Raw genomic sequence first — 13715 nt, 5'->3', positions numbered from 1 at the left:
TCTCCACCGCCTTTTTTTGCACCCACCCAAGTTGCTGCGCGTTTCCCTTACCGGCCCGGAATCCACGGGCAAATCGACGCTGGCTGCCCGGCTGGCGGCGCACTACGGCACGGCTTTCGCCCCCGAGTTTGCCCGCGAATACCTGGCCGATGTTGGCCCGCATTATTCTCCCGGCGACCTGGAGAAAATAGCCCGTGGCCAGCTGGCGGCCGAGGCCGGGGCCGAGGCCCGCGCCCACCGCATCGTTTTCTTCGATACGGACTTGCTGGTGATTAAAATCTGGTACGAGCACTCGTTCGGCAACTGTCCGGAGTGGATACTTAAATGCATCGACCAGCAGCAGTACGACCTGGTGCTGCTTATGAGTGTGGACCTGCCCTGGCAGCCCGACCCGCTGCGCGAGCACCCGCATTTGCGCCAGCAGTTCTACGACCTCTACCAGCGCGAGCTGCGGGAGCGAATGTCCAACTTTGCCGAAATCACCGGCAACCCCGACCGCCGCTTTGCCCACGCCTGCTACCTGATTGATGAGCTGCTACGCAATGCCCCAGCCTTGCCGACGGCCCCCGAAAAAATCATGCCTGCATCGCCCCCCACCCACTACACGCTGAGCACGCCGCAGTGCCGCGCCACGTTTGCCCGCCACGGGGCCGAGCTCACCAGCCTGCTTACCACCGCCGACGGCCTCGAATATATTTGGCCCGGCGACCCGGCCGTGTGGGGCCGGCACGCGCCGGTGCTGTTCCCGCTGGTGGGCCGCCTGCCCGGTGATACTTACCAGCACCAGGGCCGCGATTACAAGCTGCCGCAGCACGGCTTTGCCCGCGACCAGCAGTTTGCCGTGCTGCAGCACAGCCCCACCGAGCTGGTGTTTCGATTAGAGCACGACGAGTTTACACGGGCTGTGTTTCCCTTCGCTTTCGAGCTTATCATCACCTACACGCTGCGCGACCGGTTGCTGACCGTGCGCTGGGACGTGCGCAACCCCGCCCCCGACCAGCCGCTGCTCTTCAGCATTGGGGCGCATCCGGCGGTGCGCTGCCCGCTGCTGCCAGATGAGACTTTCGAGGATTATTATTTTGCCTTCGACCACCCCGTGACCCTGGAGCGGCACCTGTTGCAGGGCGGTCTGCTCACGGGCAACACCGCTCCGGTGATGAGTCAGGCGGCGGAACTGCCGCTCAGCTACGGGCTATTTGCTGATGACGCCCTGGTGTTTAAGCACTACGATTTTACGCGCCTCACGCTGCGCTCGCGCAAGTCGGCGCGCTTTGTGCGCTTCCGCTTCGATGGCTTTCCCTACTTGGGACTCTGGACCAAAGGCCCGGGTGCGGGCTTTGTGTGCGTGGAACCCTGGCACGGAGTGGCCAGCCCTACCGGCGAGCCCGGTGAGCTCCACGAGAAAGAAGGAATTATGACGCTGGCTCCCGGGCAGTCATTCTCGGCCAACTACTCTATGGAAGTTGGCTAGCGTCTGTCATGGCGAGTGGAGCGCAACGAAACGTGGCAATGACGGCCGGCCCAATCAAATCTCGACTCGGCGGTTGTTGTAGTCGGGCTCCCAATCGTTGATGGGGCGCGAAATGCCGGGCGGCAGGTCGAGGTCGGGCAGGCCCGGGTCGTGGGGTTCGCCGCCGTCATCGTCGCCGGTGGGCGGCGGCGGGGGCGGCAATACCCGGCGACGGCGGGGCAACACGAGCACAAACACGAAAAAGGCGCAGAAAGCAAGGGCGTAGACTAAGCTGAACATGGCGAGTGTGGCTGATACTGTGCTGACCTGCGGTGGCAAGTCCCGGACCCGGCAGTGTGCCGGACTATGTCCCTAAATTAACTGACAGTCAGCAAACCGCCAAGGTAATCGGAATGTTACGCCGATTATTCCCCCAATTTCCAGGCAGAAATTACGGGCGCAATGACCCGGCAGGCTTACCTTTGCGCCATGTTTAGGGGTGCTGATGTTGTGCACAATATCGGCTGAGATGATACCCATCGAACCTGAACCGGATAATGCCGGCGAAGGGAATAAACAATCCGCGGACGTTTCCGCTGCCGCTCCGACCCCTGGGGCGACGGCGCGTTCCTTTTTTTACGCCATAATCTTTTTGAAAACTGTACTCCTCGCGGGGGCGGCGCTGTGTGCGCTGGCCGCCGCGCCGGCGTGGGCACAAGGCCCCGTGTCCGGCACTATTACCGATGCCCGCACGGGCGGGGCGCTGCCCGGGGCCACCATTTTCCTTGATGGTGCGGCCAGTGGCAGCACCGATGCCGCCGGGGCCTTCGCTCTGCCCGCCGTGCCAGCGGGCCCGCACGAGTTGCGCGTCACTTTTCTGGGCTACGAGCAGCAGCTGCGCCAGGTGCAGGGCCAGGCCGATGCGCAGCGCCTGAACGCCTCCCTCACGCCCGGCGGCGTGCTCACCGGCGAAGCCCTCGTAACCGCTTCCCGCGCCAACGACCGCACCGCCACGGCCTACACCAACCTGGGCCGGGAAGACCTGGCCAAGCGCAACTTCGGCCAGGACCTGCCCTACTTACTCGACCAGACGCCCTCGGTGGTGGTAAACTCCGACGCGGGGGCTGGCGTGGGCTACACCGACCTGCGCATCCGGGGCACCAGTAACACGGGCATCAACATGACCATCAACGGCGTGCCGTTGAACGACCCCGAGTCGCACGGCGCGTTTCTGGTGAACCTGCCCGACCTGGCTTCGTCCATCAATTCGCTGCAAATTCAGCGGGGTGTGGGCACCAGCCAGAACGGTGGGGCGGCCTTCGGGGCCAGCCTCAACATCAGCACCCTCGACAACCGCCGCGAGGCCTACGCCGAAACCAACAACACGTACGGGTCCTTCAACACGTGGAAAAATACCGTGCAGTTCGGCACCGGGCTGGTGAACGGGCGCTTCACGGTGGACGGGCGCCTCTCGCGCATTGCCAGCGACGGCTACATGAACCGGGCGGCGTCGGATTTGAAGTCCTACTACTTCGCTGCCGGCTACCAGGCCAAGAACACCCAGCTGAAGTTCATCACCTTTTCGGGGCGCGAAAAGACCTACCAGGCCTGGTATGGTGTGCCCGAGCCGGCCCTTACCGGCGACCGCGCCCAGCTGCAGGTGTACGTGGACAACGGCGAGCTGAGCGCCGCCAACGCGGCCCGGCTGCTACAGGAAGGCCGCCGCTACAGCTACTTCACCTACGACAACCAGACCGACAACTACCAGCAGAACCATTACCAGCTGCACCTCTCGCAGGGCCTGGGCGCCGACTGGAACCTGGGGGCGGCGCTGCACCTCACGCGCGGCTTCGGGTACTACGAGAGCTTTCGCGCCCGCCGCAAACTGGTGAACTACGGCCTGCAGAACGTGGTGATTGGCGGCCAGACCATCACGCGCACCGACCTTATCGACCGCAAGTGGCTGGACAACTACTTCTACGGCGGCACCTTCGCCCTAAACTACCAGCCCAAGGCCCACGAGGCCTTTCAGGCCACGCTGGGCGGCGCCTGGAACCGTTTCAACAACGACCACTACGGCGAGGTCATCTGGGCGCAGTATGCCTCCAACGGCACCATCCGCCACCGCTACTACTTCAACGACGCCACCAAAACCGACTACAACGCCTACGCCCGCGCCACCTGGCAGGTGCTGCCCCGGCTGGGCGTGTACGGCGACGTGCAGGTGCGCCACATCGACTACGCCCTGGCCGGGGTGGAAGACGACCAGAACGACGTGGCCACCCGCGCCCGCTACACCTTCTTCAACCCCAAAGCCGGCGCCACCTTTGCCCTGGGCGCCGGCCAGCAGCTCTACGCCAGCTTTGCCGTGGGCCAGCGCGAGCCCGTGCGTTCCGACTTCACCGACCGCCCCGCCGGCAGCCCGCCCGCCCAGGCCGAGCGCCTGCACGACTTTGAGGGCGGCTACCGCCTCAACCGGCCCGACGCGGCCTTCCTGGGCGCGGGCACGGCCCTGCGCCTCGAAGCCAACTACTTCTACATGAACTACCGCAACCAGCTGGTGGCCACCGGCCAGCTGAACGACGTGGGCACCGCCCTGCGCACCAACGTGGCCCGCAGCTACCGCACCGGCGTCGAGCTGACCGGCGCGGTGTCGGCCAACGACAACATCAGCCTGAGCAGCACGCTGACGCTGAGCCAAAACCGCATCCGGGACTATCGCGACGTGACCTACAACGCCGATTTCGACCGCGTGGAAGCCGCCCCGCGCACCACCACCATTTCCTATTCGCCCGCCGTGGTGTCGGCCCACACCCTCGAAGGCCAGCCCCTCAAAGGCCTGCGCGCGGCCCTGCTCTACAAAACCGTGAGCCGCCAGTACCTCGACAACACGGCCACCTCCAGCCGCAGCATCGCGCCCTACCAGGTGCTCGACTTCCGCCTGCGCTACGCCCTGCACCCCAGGTTTGTGAAGGAAATAGAGCTGGGCCTGCTGGTGAACAACGTGCTGAACCGCGAATACGTGGCCAACGGCTACACCTACGGCTACGTGGGTGCCAGCGGCCGCCAGGAAAACTTCAACTACTACTACCCGCAGGCCACGCGCAATTTCCTGGCCTCGGTCGGCGTGAAGTTTTAGTATCCGAAATCCAAAGCAAAAAGCCCCGATTCTGCTCAGAATCGGGGCTTTTTGTGTGTAGCGCGGCGGCGGTTTATTTTTTCAGCGAGGCCATGTCGATGACGTACCGGAAGCGCACTTCTTCGTCCATCATCTTATCGAACGCCTTGTTGATGTCCTGCATCGGAATCATTTCCACCTCGGGCAAAATATGGTGCTTGACGCAGAAGTCCAGCACTTCCTGCGTCTCCGCGATGCTGCCGATAATCGAGCCCGATATCGTGCGGCGGTGCATGGCCACCTCTTGGTTGTTGATGGCCGACTTATAAGGCCCGAGCAGGCCCACGGTCGTAAGCACGCCGTCGCGCTTCACCAGCGTCACGTAGTCGTTCACGTCGAAGGCATCGGGGATGGTGATGATAATGAAGTCGAACTTCAGCTCATGGGCCTTCATGGCGGCCGCATCGGTCGAAATCAGCACTTCGTGGGCCCCCAGCTTCTCGGCTGCGGCCTGCTTGTCCTGGTTGCGGGTGATGGCCGTAACCGTGGCGCCCAGCGCCCGCGCAATCTGCACGGCCATGTGGCCCAGCCCGCCAATGCCCACCACGGCCACGTGCTGGCCGGGGCCCACGTTGCAGTGCTTCATCGGCGAGTACGTTGTCACGCCGGCGCACAGAATCGGGGCCGCCGCCTTAATATCGAGGCCCTCCGGAATGCGCAGCACGAAAGATTCCTTCACCGTCATGTTGGTCGAATACCCGCCGAAGGTGTTGAAATCCTCGTTGGCGGGCTTCATGTAGCCGTTGTAAGTGGCCGTCCAGCCCACGGGGCCTTCGCAGTAATTTTCCTCCTTTTGCTGGCACGATGGGCACACGCCGCACGAGTCAACCATGCAGCCCACGCCCACCACGTCGCCCACCCGGAACTTAATTACGGCGCTGCCCACCTCGCTGATGCGGCCGACCACCTCGTGGCCGGGCACGCAGGGATAAATCGTGTTGTGCCAGTCGTTTTTCACTTGGTGCAGGTCCGAATGGCACACGCCGCAGTAGAGAATATCGATGTGCACCTCGTCGGCCTTGGGGGCCTGGCGTTCGATTTCCATTTCCGACAAGCCACTAAAAACGGAATTCGTAGCGCCGTAGGCTTTGGTTTTAGTTATGTCCATGGGAAGGTACTGGAAAAGGGAGGGTGAAGAAAATGAATGAAAAACCCGTGCCGCAAGCAGCTAACTGTCATGTCATCAGCCCTTTTTATAACGATATTCACCCGCTGGGGTTGGCCCCATCGCGCCCCGGATGCGTTCTTAAAGCGCCAACCTCCCCCGTAGCGCTTCGGTACTGCTTGATTGCCAGTAATTGTTTCGGCCACAACAAATTGGCGCAAGCCCACCGAACCGCGCCCTCCCTGCGCCTGTTATCTTTGCCGAAACTCCCACCCCACCCACAACCCCCGCCCATGTCCTCCGAAGCCGACGTTCTCTCCCCCGAAGCTAAAGCCCACACCGCCCAAAAAGGCAGCACCAACGCCAACGGCTTCACCGATTATTTCGACCTCGACGGCCTGCTGACCGAGGAGCACAAGCTCATCCGCCAGTCCATCCGCGACTTCGTGAAGAAGGAAATCAGCCCCAACATCGAAAAATGGGCGCAGGACGCGCATTTTCCGAGCGAAATCGTGCGCAAGTTTGGCGACGTGGGCGCCTTCGGTCCCACCATCCCGCAGGAATACGGCGGCGGCGGTATGGATTACATCAGCTACGGCCTCATCATGCAGGAAATCGAGCGCGGCGATTCCGGCATGCGCTCCACCGCCTCGGTGCAGGGCTCGCTGGTGATGTTCCCCATCTACGCCTACGGCTCCGAAGCGCAGCGCCATAAGTTTCTGCCCAAGCTCGCCAGCGGCGAGTGGCTGGGGTGCTTCGGCCTCACCGAGCCCGACCACGGCTCAAACCCCGGCGGCATGACCACCAACATCAAGGACATGGGCGACCATTACCTGCTGAACGGGGCCAAGATGTGGATTTCGAACTCGCCCGAGTGCCAGGTGGCCGTGGTGTGGGCCAAAAATGAGCAGGGCCGCATCAAGGGCGTTATCGTCGAGCGCGGCATGGAAGGCTTCAGCACGCCCGAAATCCACAACAAGTGGAGCCTGCGCGCCAGCACCACCGGCGAGCTGGTGTTTGAGGACGTAAAAATCCCCAAAGAGAACATCCTGCCCAACATCGACGGCTTGCGCGGTCCGCTCTCCTGCCTCGATTCGGCCCGCTTCGGCATTGCCTGGGGCGCCATCGGCGCGGCCATCGACTGCTACGAGTCGGCCCTGAAATACTCGCTCCAGCGCGAGCAGTTCGGCCAGCCCATCGGCGGCTTCCAGCTCCAGCAGAAAAAGCTGGCCGAGATGATTACCGAAATCACCAAAGCCCAGCTGATGGTGTGGCGTTTGGGCGTGCTCAAAAACGAAGGCAAGGCCACCAGTTCCCAAATCAGCATGGCCAAGCGCAACTCGGTCGAAATGGCCCTGCACGTGGCCCGCGAAGCCCGCCAGATTCACGGCGGCATGGGCATCACGGGTGAGTACCCCATCATGCGCCACATGATGAACCTGGAATCGGTGGTGACCTACGAAGGCACGCACGACATTCACCTGCTGATTACGGGCGCGGATATTACCGGCATTCAGGCGTTTAAATAAGCTATTTGTAGTACATGCTCTAGCCTGTGCTGCCCAGAACGAAAAACGGCCGCTCCCGCAATGGAGCGGCCGTTTTTGCTCAATAGCAGGTATTAGTTTTTTTCCAACACGTAAGTCGTTTCGGTGGAAAATATGTTGCCCTCATCGCTAGTCGAGGTCGGGATAGAGGAAGTGCTGATTATCCGCCACCCTTCGCGCCGCAGCTGGTTTAGCTTCAACACTTCGGCCGAGTGCAGGTCAGTAAACCTATACCGCATTTTGGTAAACGGCACCAGGGTTTCAACCCGTTGTCCGTCGCTGGTGAATGTGTTTAGCGTGATGCCGCTGCCTAAAAGTGGAACGTTGCTAACAACCATCATATATCCCGCTGGCTCGGCCGCCGCTTTCGGATAAAACGCCCACGAGCCAGCCACGGCCAGCGCCAAGGCGGCGGAGAGAAAGACTTTTTTCATAAGATTTGAAGAAGGAAGGGGGTGAAACGATGGCGCAACATAATCAGAACGGGGCTGTGCGGCTTTGAGCGCAAGCACTGGGTGCAACCAAAACCCGCCGCCCGTGCCGTAATTTGGTCCCATGATGAAAGTCGTTTCTGCTACCGAACCACTCGTGCTGCTCGAATGCCTTGTGGCCGGCACCTCGCACCGTCCCAATCTGGAGAAATACGAGCCCGAGCTAAAGGTCGGTCAGGCCCTGCTGCTCACCCGCGAGGCCGATAGCCACTACGACGACTGGGCCGTGCAAGTCCACACTGCTCCCGCCACCGACCCGGCCAACGTGTGGCTCGGCTACCTGCCCGAGGGCCGCAACGAAACCGTGGCCCGCCTGCTCGATGCCGGCAAGCACCTTTCGGCCCGCCTCAATCACAAATCCTGGGAAACCGATTGGCTCCATCTTGATATTGAAGTGCTGCTGCACGAGTAGCTTAAGGCGTTTCGTCTAACCAAAAAAGACCGTCATGCCGAGCGCAGCCGAGGCATCTCGCGTGCTCAGGTAAACCAATCGCTTGAGTTACTGCCCCACGCGAGATGCCTCGGCTGCGCTCGGCATGACGGTCAAATAATACGTGCAAAAGGAGCTTTTTTGCTTCCAAATAAGTTACTCATCTGCTTAGCAAGCAACGACCAATAATTTTAGCAACTATATTTATGCGCGAAGCCTTTCTCACCGGCGACAACGAGCACTTCGATGCGACCGACAAGGACATCGACAAGGCCCTGCGGCCCCTGAGCTTCGACGATTTTACGGGTCAGGAAAAGATTCTGGAAAACCTGAAAGTCTTCGTGGCCGCCGCCAAAATGCGCGGCGATGCCCTCGACCACGTGCTGCTGCATGGCCCTCCCGGCCTGGGCAAAACCACCCTCTCGCACATCATCGCCAACGAGTTGGGCTCCGGTATTAAGATGACCAGCGGCCCGGTGCTGGACAAGCCCAGCGACCTCGCCGGCCTGCTCACCAACCTGGAGCCGCACGATGTGCTATTCATCGACGAAATCCACCGCCTCAACCCCGTGGTGGAAGAGTACCTGTACTCGGCGATGGAGGACTACCGCATCGACATCATGCTCGATTCGGGTCCGAATGCCCGTTCGGTGCAGATTTCGCTGTCGCCCTTCACGCTCGTGGGCGCTACCACGCGCTCGGGCATGCTCACGGCTCCGCTGCGGGCTCGTTTCGGCATATCAGCCCGTTTGGAGTATTACGACTCCAAGCTGCTGACTACCATTGTACTGCGCTCGGCTGAGATTCTGGGCACGCCCATTCACGACGACGCGGCCTTCGAAATCGCCCGCCGCTCGCGGGGCACGCCCCGCATTGCCAACAACCTGCTGCGCCGCACCCGGGACTTTGCCCAGATTAAGGGCGATGGCACCATCACGGTCGAAATCGCCCAGTTCGCCCTCAATGCTCTCGATGTGGATGCCCGCGGCCTCGACGACATGGACAAGCGCATCCTGACTACCATCATCGACAAGTTCAAGGGTGGCCCGGTGGGTATCAGCACTATTGCTACGGCTTGCGGCGAAGAGGGCGAAACCATTGAGGAAGTGTACGAGCCGTTCCTGATTCAGGAGGGCTACATCAAGCGCACCTCGCGGGGTCGGGAGGCCACCGAAGCGGCTTATCAGCACCTGGGGCGGTTATTGCCGCAGCACATGCGCGGTAACTCGGGTAGCTTATTCGATGAGATAACGGCGTAGAGACGCAAGTATGCGTCTCGACAACCCAACGGAACGCGCCGCCCCCAGCGGCGCGTTTCCTGTTTCTTTGCAGTTCCATTACCCCTTGCCCATGCTTCCCCAGTCCCAATGGGCCTCTTTCATTAAGCGTCGCGCGGCGGAGCTGGGCTTTATGGCCTGCGGCATTTCCAGGGCGGAATTTCTGGAAGAAGAAGCCCCGCGTCTCGAAACCTGGCTCACGCGCCGCATGAACGGCAAAATGGGCTACATGGAAAATCACTTCGACAAGCGCCTCGACCCGCGCCTGCTGGTGGATGGTGCCAAATCGGTGATTTCGCTGCTGCTCAACTACTATCCCGCGCCCGAAACCCAGCAGCCCGACGACACCCTCAAAATCAGTAAATACGCCTACGGGCGGGATTACCACTTCGTCATCAAAGACAAGCTGAAGTTGCTGCTGGCCGACATGGAAGCCGAAATTGGGGCCATCGGCGGGCGCTGCTTCGTCGACTCAGCTCCGGTGCTGGACAAGGCCTGGGCCAAAAAATCGGGCCTCGGCTGGGTGGGCAAGAATTCGAATCTGATAACGCCCGGTGCTGGCTCATTCTACTTCATCGCCGAGCTGATTGTGGATGTGGAGCTACCCGCCGACGGGCCCATCCGGGACTACTGCGGCACCTGCACCAAGTGCGTGGATGCCTGTCCCACCCAAGCCATAACGGAACCGTACGTGGTGGATGGCAGCAAGTGCATCAGCTACTTCACCATTGAGCTCAAGGACCAGATTCCGACCGAGGTAGCCGGGCAGTTCGGCAGCTGGGTATTCGGCTGCGACATCTGTCAGGACGTGTGCCCGTGGAACCGCTTCAGCAAGCCGCACAATGAGCCGCAGTTCAACCCCGCGCCTGGCCTGAAAGACCTGACTCCCGGTGACTGGCGCGAAATTACCCACGAGTTATTTACGGAGCTATTCCGCCAGTCGGCCGTGAAGCGCACAGGCTATGAGGGCCTGAAACGCAACATCAAGTTTGTACTGGAATAACGGCTACGGCACAGGCCGTGACTTAGGCAGCTAGCCCAATTGCAGCTCGCCAAACACGCGCTTGAGCACGCGCCGATAGATACGGCCAAACTGCTGATAGCACCAGCTGCGAAAATCCGGCATATCGGTTGGGACAAGCACTTTGAGGGCCTTGCGGAGTTCTTTTTCAAACAGTGCTCTGTTGAAGCTGACCTTCAACAAAATCATTTTCACGTAGTCTAGCATCGGAAGGGAAATGAGGACGGTGAAAGAATAGGTAACAATGCCGGGCCATACCCAGTAGGGGAGTCTGGACGGAATTAGTATATGAAAGATACGAAAACGGGGCGACGCTTCCGCGGCTGCCGGGCCTAATGGAGCCCAGCCAACTACCCGGATACGCAAAGAGAGTAGCCAGGGCTACTCTCTCGCTGCAAAAGGCCAGAATTTTGTACCCGCCTGCTTAATGCTGGGTACATGAGGTTGTCAAAATCGGATTGTATAAGCCTGAACAGCTGTTGTACTAGCCATAATCAGAGGGATATAGCCGCGAAATAACGGTGATGCGGCAGCTGGTCGGGTAGGTTTAGAAAAACAGGTTCAGGGCAGCCTGCGCGATGGCGCTGTTCACGGGCTCATCGAACGCTTCGGGCAGGGCCGAATCGTGAATGGCCGTGTTGTCGCGGATAAGTAGAAAGTCGCTGAACACAATGGGCTTGCCTGGCGTCTGGTATTGTAAGATGTTTTCCTCGCCGCCAGTAGCGGCGGTGGTGAGAATCTGGGCGGCCGCCGGCCGCGTAATCGCGGCATCGGAGTCGCTGGGCCAGTTCTCTACCACTACGCCACGTCCACGGCGCAGCCCGCGCACATGCGCCGAATGCTGGGCCTCGACGGGGTGCAGGCGCAACACGGCAAGCGTGAGCTGCAGGTCATTAACGACGGCGAAGGCGTGGGTTTTGTAAAGGCGTACGCCCAGGTCCTCCAGCTGCTGAGCCAGGGCCAGAAAAGCGTCGTAGTCGCTCAACACGTTTGGAAACAGCTCCGGGTTGGAGGCCACCCTGCGCCGGCCGCTAAAATCGAACGCCGGCAGCGCTGGCACCAACGAGCCGGCACCTTGCAGGGCCTGGGTCAGGAAGGTGACGTGCTGCTCCTGATGGGTGCGCAGGCGCTGGAAATCGGCCGTTTGCGCGGTGGGAATGAGGCCGGGAACCGCCAAGGCCCGGGTATAGAAGGCCAGCTGCAGCCGCTCGAGCAGCAGCAGCTGCGTGAGGGCATCATACGCGGTGTCGTTGGTGCTGGCAGCGGCGGGCAGGGCCGCCGCCAAGGGCAGGGCCGCTACTGCGGCGCGGCCCAAGTGCTGAAGCAGGGCCCGCCGGGGCGTGGCCGTCGTGGCCGGAGCCGCGGCCAGTTGGTCAAGAAGGGAAATCAGCTTCATATAGGAAGTGGCAGATTGCCAGCAGAAATAACATACGGCGCGAAGAAGGGAGCCAGCACGGCCAGCACTTCGAGGGGAGTTTTGGTGCGGAGCTGGCCGGCCAAGACCCCGGTCGTGAGCACTACGTCGTCGGCGGCAAAGGTGCCGGGCGTGCGCAAGTTGCGCAGGGTGGCGGCGTGGCGGGCGTGTACCGACGACATTTTGAGCAGCAGCGTCCGGGGGAGTAGGTTGGCACTGCTGAACAGCGGCAGAACCGTGGGATAAACGGCCGCCGCCAGGTCGGCGAACTGCTGGGCCGCGGCCAGCGCTCCGGCGCGGGTAGTGAGGGAGAGCGAGGTCAGCGAAAAAGCGAAATCAGCGGGCAGCAGCGCTACCTCACCTTTGGGGTCGAGGAAGCGGCGAAGCAGCTCGCGGTGAATAACCTCATGGTCGCGCAGGTCGGTAAACACGGCGCGGTCGGTGGCGGTGAAATCGGTGGGCGGGGCATCGGCCACTTTCTGGAAGATAGTGGCTTTGGCAATGGCCAGCAGGTAGGCGAAATAAAATAGCCCCACATCGCCGGCAGGTAGCGGTGAGAGCAGGTAGGGGTCCACTTTCACCGGCTCTGGTGTAGTGGTGGTGCAGCCCGCGGCTACCAGGGCCACCGTAGCGGCCGAGGCCGCCGAAACCCGCAAAAACACGCGTCGCCCCAGCGACTGTTCCCGCCAGGCGGGCAATAAGTTGTGGTCAGACATCCGTAGGTTAATCAAGCCAGCCTGCTTGCCCCGTACGTCGGGGCGCGGCCGCTACAAAGGTACTCGTTGCCCATCCATTGGTTGCAAAGCCCTAAAAAACAAAGCCGGTCCCGCATGCGCGGAACCGGCTTTATCAGAATATGTTACCCTAAAAATTGGGGCAATCAACAATTAGGCGCCAATAAATATGCCTGCACGCGAGTTGTCGAGCACCTCAGCAACCTGCAGGAACTCATCGAACGAGGCTTGTGCATCAGCAGCCGTGTAAGGGGTACCCAAGCCGGTGGTGATGGGCACGTTCGACTGCACGGTGTTGTCTTCACGTGGGCTAGCAGCCGTGTAAGGTGGAACCACGAGACCGAATGCTCCAGGAGTCGAGCCGGCAGTTACGCCGCTCGTGTACACGGGGTGAGCCGCCAGGTCATCGGCAGGGTTCACCCAGGCGCGCTGACCGCGCATGCCGCGGATTTTGGCCGCGTGACGGCCTTCTACCGAGTGAATTTGCAGTGCCACAGTCAGCAGGTCGGTGCCGAGTAGTTCGCCGGCGCGGCCTTTGTAGGCACGTACGCCGGTGTCTTCCAGCAGCTGGGCAACACCGAGCTGGGTGGTGGCAGCCGGACCAGTTTTGAAAGTAACCAAGCCTGCAAATGCTGCTTGCTTAAACGTAACACCAGTTACTGGCACAGCGCCGAGGCCCCGAATAGCACCGGCCAACAGCGTGGCGTGCGCGTCTTCGTGCCGCTTGATTTGGTCGATGGCCGCCTTGTCGGCCGCCGAAGCCGTCGTGTACTGGGCCGAAGCCTGCACCTTCTTGTAGAAGTCTTGCTCGAACAGCTCTAGGGCCAAGGCGTACTGCAGCACTTCAACCGGAGTGGCGGTAGTACCAGCGTAGGCCTTTTGGAACAATGCACCCAGGAACAATGGAGCGGCAGCCAAAGCCGAACGCTTAGCGGCAGTGCCCAGCGAACCGAATACGGCGCGGCGCGAATCGAAGCGGCCTAGCACATCGGCATCCACTTCCGAAAGTTGGTCAATTATTTTGAAGAAATCCATAACAAAAGTTGATTACAAGTGAGGGAAGGGAGA

General features: G+C 61.1%; 13 protein-coding genes and 1 riboswitch. Of the genes, 6 read left to right on the top strand and 7 right to left on the bottom strand.

Features of this window, described 5'->3' with window-relative positions; all coding sequences use genetic code 11:
• Window positions 1–16: 16 nt before the first annotated feature.
• Window positions 17–1471: an aldose epimerase family protein gene (locus tag IEW17_RS06105; RefSeq protein WP_188561151.1), complete on the top strand. Its 1455-nt coding sequence runs from the start codon at window positions 17–19 to the stop codon at window positions 1469–1471.
• 54 nt (window positions 1472–1525) lie between these two features.
• On the opposite strand, the gene IEW17_RS06100 is transcribed toward IEW17_RS06105, so the two are convergent.
• The gene (locus IEW17_RS06100; protein ID WP_188561150.1) at window positions 1526–1750 is read right to left on the bottom strand and encodes a hypothetical protein; all 225 of its coding nucleotides are present in this window, start codon (window positions 1748–1750) and stop codon (window positions 1526–1528) included.
• Window positions 1751–1935: 185 nt separating this feature from the next.
• Window positions 1936–2041: riboswitch (TPP riboswitch) on the top strand.
• 61 nt (window positions 2042–2102) lie between these two features.
• Between IEW17_RS06100 and IEW17_RS06095 the strand changes: the two genes are divergently transcribed.
• A complete protein-coding gene (locus IEW17_RS06095) occupies window positions 2103–4589 on the top strand; it encodes a TonB-dependent receptor (RefSeq protein WP_188561149.1) in 2487 nt (828 codons plus the stop codon).
• A gap of 73 nt (window positions 4590–4662) precedes the next feature.
• Here the strand turns inward: IEW17_RS06095 and IEW17_RS06090 are convergent, their stop codons facing one another.
• Window positions 4663–5736 (bottom strand): NAD(P)-dependent alcohol dehydrogenase, encoded by a 1074-nt coding sequence (locus tag IEW17_RS06090; protein ID WP_188561148.1) that lies wholly within the window; start codon window positions 5734–5736, stop codon window positions 4663–4665.
• Between the two features lie 290 nt (window positions 5737–6026).
• On the opposite strand from IEW17_RS06090, the gene IEW17_RS06085 reads away from it, so the two are divergent.
• Window positions 6027–7262 carry an acyl-CoA dehydrogenase family protein gene (locus tag IEW17_RS06085; protein ID WP_229748837.1) on the top strand — a complete coding sequence of 412 codons (1236 nt, stop codon included), beginning with the start codon at window positions 6027–6029 and terminating at the stop codon, window positions 7260–7262.
• A 92-nt stretch (window positions 7263–7354) separates the two neighbouring features.
• On the opposite strand, the gene IEW17_RS06080 is transcribed toward IEW17_RS06085, so the two are convergent.
• Window positions 7355–7714, bottom strand: coding sequence for a hypothetical protein (locus IEW17_RS06080; RefSeq protein ID WP_188561147.1), 360 nt, complete (start codon window positions 7712–7714; stop codon window positions 7355–7357).
• A gap of 121 nt (window positions 7715–7835) precedes the next feature.
• Between IEW17_RS06080 and IEW17_RS06075 the strand changes: the two genes are divergently transcribed.
• From IEW17_RS06075 to queG, 3 genes are all read left to right on the top strand, one after another.
• Window positions 7836–8183, top strand: coding sequence for an HIRAN domain-containing protein (locus IEW17_RS06075; protein ID WP_188561146.1), 348 nt, complete (start codon window positions 7836–7838; stop codon window positions 8181–8183).
• Window positions 8184–8407: 224 nt separating this feature from the next.
• Window positions 8408–9460 (top strand): Holliday junction branch migration DNA helicase RuvB, encoded by a 1053-nt coding sequence (gene ruvB / locus IEW17_RS06070; RefSeq protein WP_188561145.1) that lies wholly within the window; start codon window positions 8408–8410, stop codon window positions 9458–9460.
• A gap of 91 nt (window positions 9461–9551) precedes the next feature.
• Entirely contained in the window at window positions 9552–10481 is a 930-nt protein-coding gene (gene queG / locus IEW17_RS06065; protein ID WP_188561144.1) for a tRNA epoxyqueuosine(34) reductase QueG, read from the top strand.
• A 30-nt stretch (window positions 10482–10511) separates the two neighbouring features.
• On the opposite strand, the gene IEW17_RS06060 is transcribed toward queG, so the two are convergent.
• The 4 genes from IEW17_RS06060 to IEW17_RS06045 all read right to left on the bottom strand — a co-directional run bounded on the left by IEW17_RS06060 (window position 10512) and on the right by IEW17_RS06045 (window position 13682).
• Window positions 10512–10706, bottom strand: coding sequence for a hypothetical protein (locus IEW17_RS06060; RefSeq protein WP_188561143.1), 195 nt, complete (start codon window positions 10704–10706; stop codon window positions 10512–10514).
• Window positions 10707–11046: 340 nt separating this feature from the next.
• Complete coding sequence (locus IEW17_RS06055) at window positions 11047–11895, bottom strand: ferritin-like domain-containing protein (protein WP_188561142.1); 849 nt, start codon at window positions 11893–11895, stop codon at window positions 11047–11049.
• On the bottom strand, window positions 11892–12629 hold the full coding sequence (locus IEW17_RS06050; RefSeq protein ID WP_188561141.1) for a ferritin-like domain-containing protein: 738 nt from the start codon (window positions 12627–12629) through the stop codon (window positions 11892–11894). The genes IEW17_RS06055 and IEW17_RS06050 overlap by 4 nt, the downstream gene beginning before the upstream one ends.
• Window positions 12630–12800: 171 nt before the next feature.
• The gene (locus tag IEW17_RS06045; protein ID WP_188561140.1) at window positions 12801–13682 is read right to left on the bottom strand and encodes a ferritin-like domain-containing protein; all 882 of its coding nucleotides are present in this window, start codon (window positions 13680–13682) and stop codon (window positions 12801–12803) included.
• Window positions 13683–13715: the final 33 nt, after the last annotated feature.

Source organism: Hymenobacter frigidus, assembly GCF_014640435.1.
GTDB classification, from domain to species: domain Bacteria; phylum Bacteroidota; class Bacteroidia; order Cytophagales; family Hymenobacteraceae; genus Hymenobacter; species Hymenobacter frigidus.
The sequence above is the reverse complement of the archived record's forward strand: the minus strand, read 5'-3'. Positions and strand labels throughout refer to the sequence as shown.

Coding starts and splice junctions, on each gene's coding strand:
- IEW17_RS06100 (WP_188561150.1), bottom strand. CDS start 1,750: ATGTTCAGCTTAGTCTACGCCCTTGCTTTCTGCGCCTTTTTCGTGTTT.
- IEW17_RS06090 (WP_188561148.1), bottom strand. CDS start 5,736: ATGGACATAACTAAAACCAAAGCCTACGGCGCTACGAATTCCGTTTTT.
- IEW17_RS06085 (WP_229748837.1), top strand. CDS start 6,027: ATGTCCTCCGAAGCCGACGTTCTCTCCCCCGAAGCTAAAGCCCACACC.
- IEW17_RS06080 (WP_188561147.1), bottom strand. CDS start 7,714: ATGAAAAAAGTCTTTCTCTCCGCCGCCTTGGCGCTGGCCGTGGCTGGC.
- IEW17_RS06075 (WP_188561146.1), top strand. CDS start 7,836: ATGATGAAAGTCGTTTCTGCTACCGAACCACTCGTGCTGCTCGAATGC.
- ruvB (WP_188561145.1), top strand. CDS start 8,408: ATGCGCGAAGCCTTTCTCACCGGCGACAACGAGCACTTCGATGCGACC.
- queG (WP_188561144.1), top strand. CDS start 9,552: ATGCTTCCCCAGTCCCAATGGGCCTCTTTCATTAAGCGTCGCGCGGCG.
- IEW17_RS06060 (WP_188561143.1), bottom strand. CDS start 10,706: ATGCTAGACTACGTGAAAATGATTTTGTTGAAGGTCAGCTTCAACAGA.
- IEW17_RS06055 (WP_188561142.1), bottom strand. CDS start 11,895: ATGAAGCTGATTTCCCTTCTTGACCAACTGGCCGCGGCTCCGGCCACG.
- IEW17_RS06050 (WP_188561141.1), bottom strand. CDS start 12,629: ATGTCTGACCACAACTTATTGCCCGCCTGGCGGGAACAGTCGCTGGGG.
- IEW17_RS06045 (WP_188561140.1), bottom strand. CDS start 13,682: ATGGATTTCTTCAAAATAATTGACCAACTTTCGGAAGTGGATGCCGAT.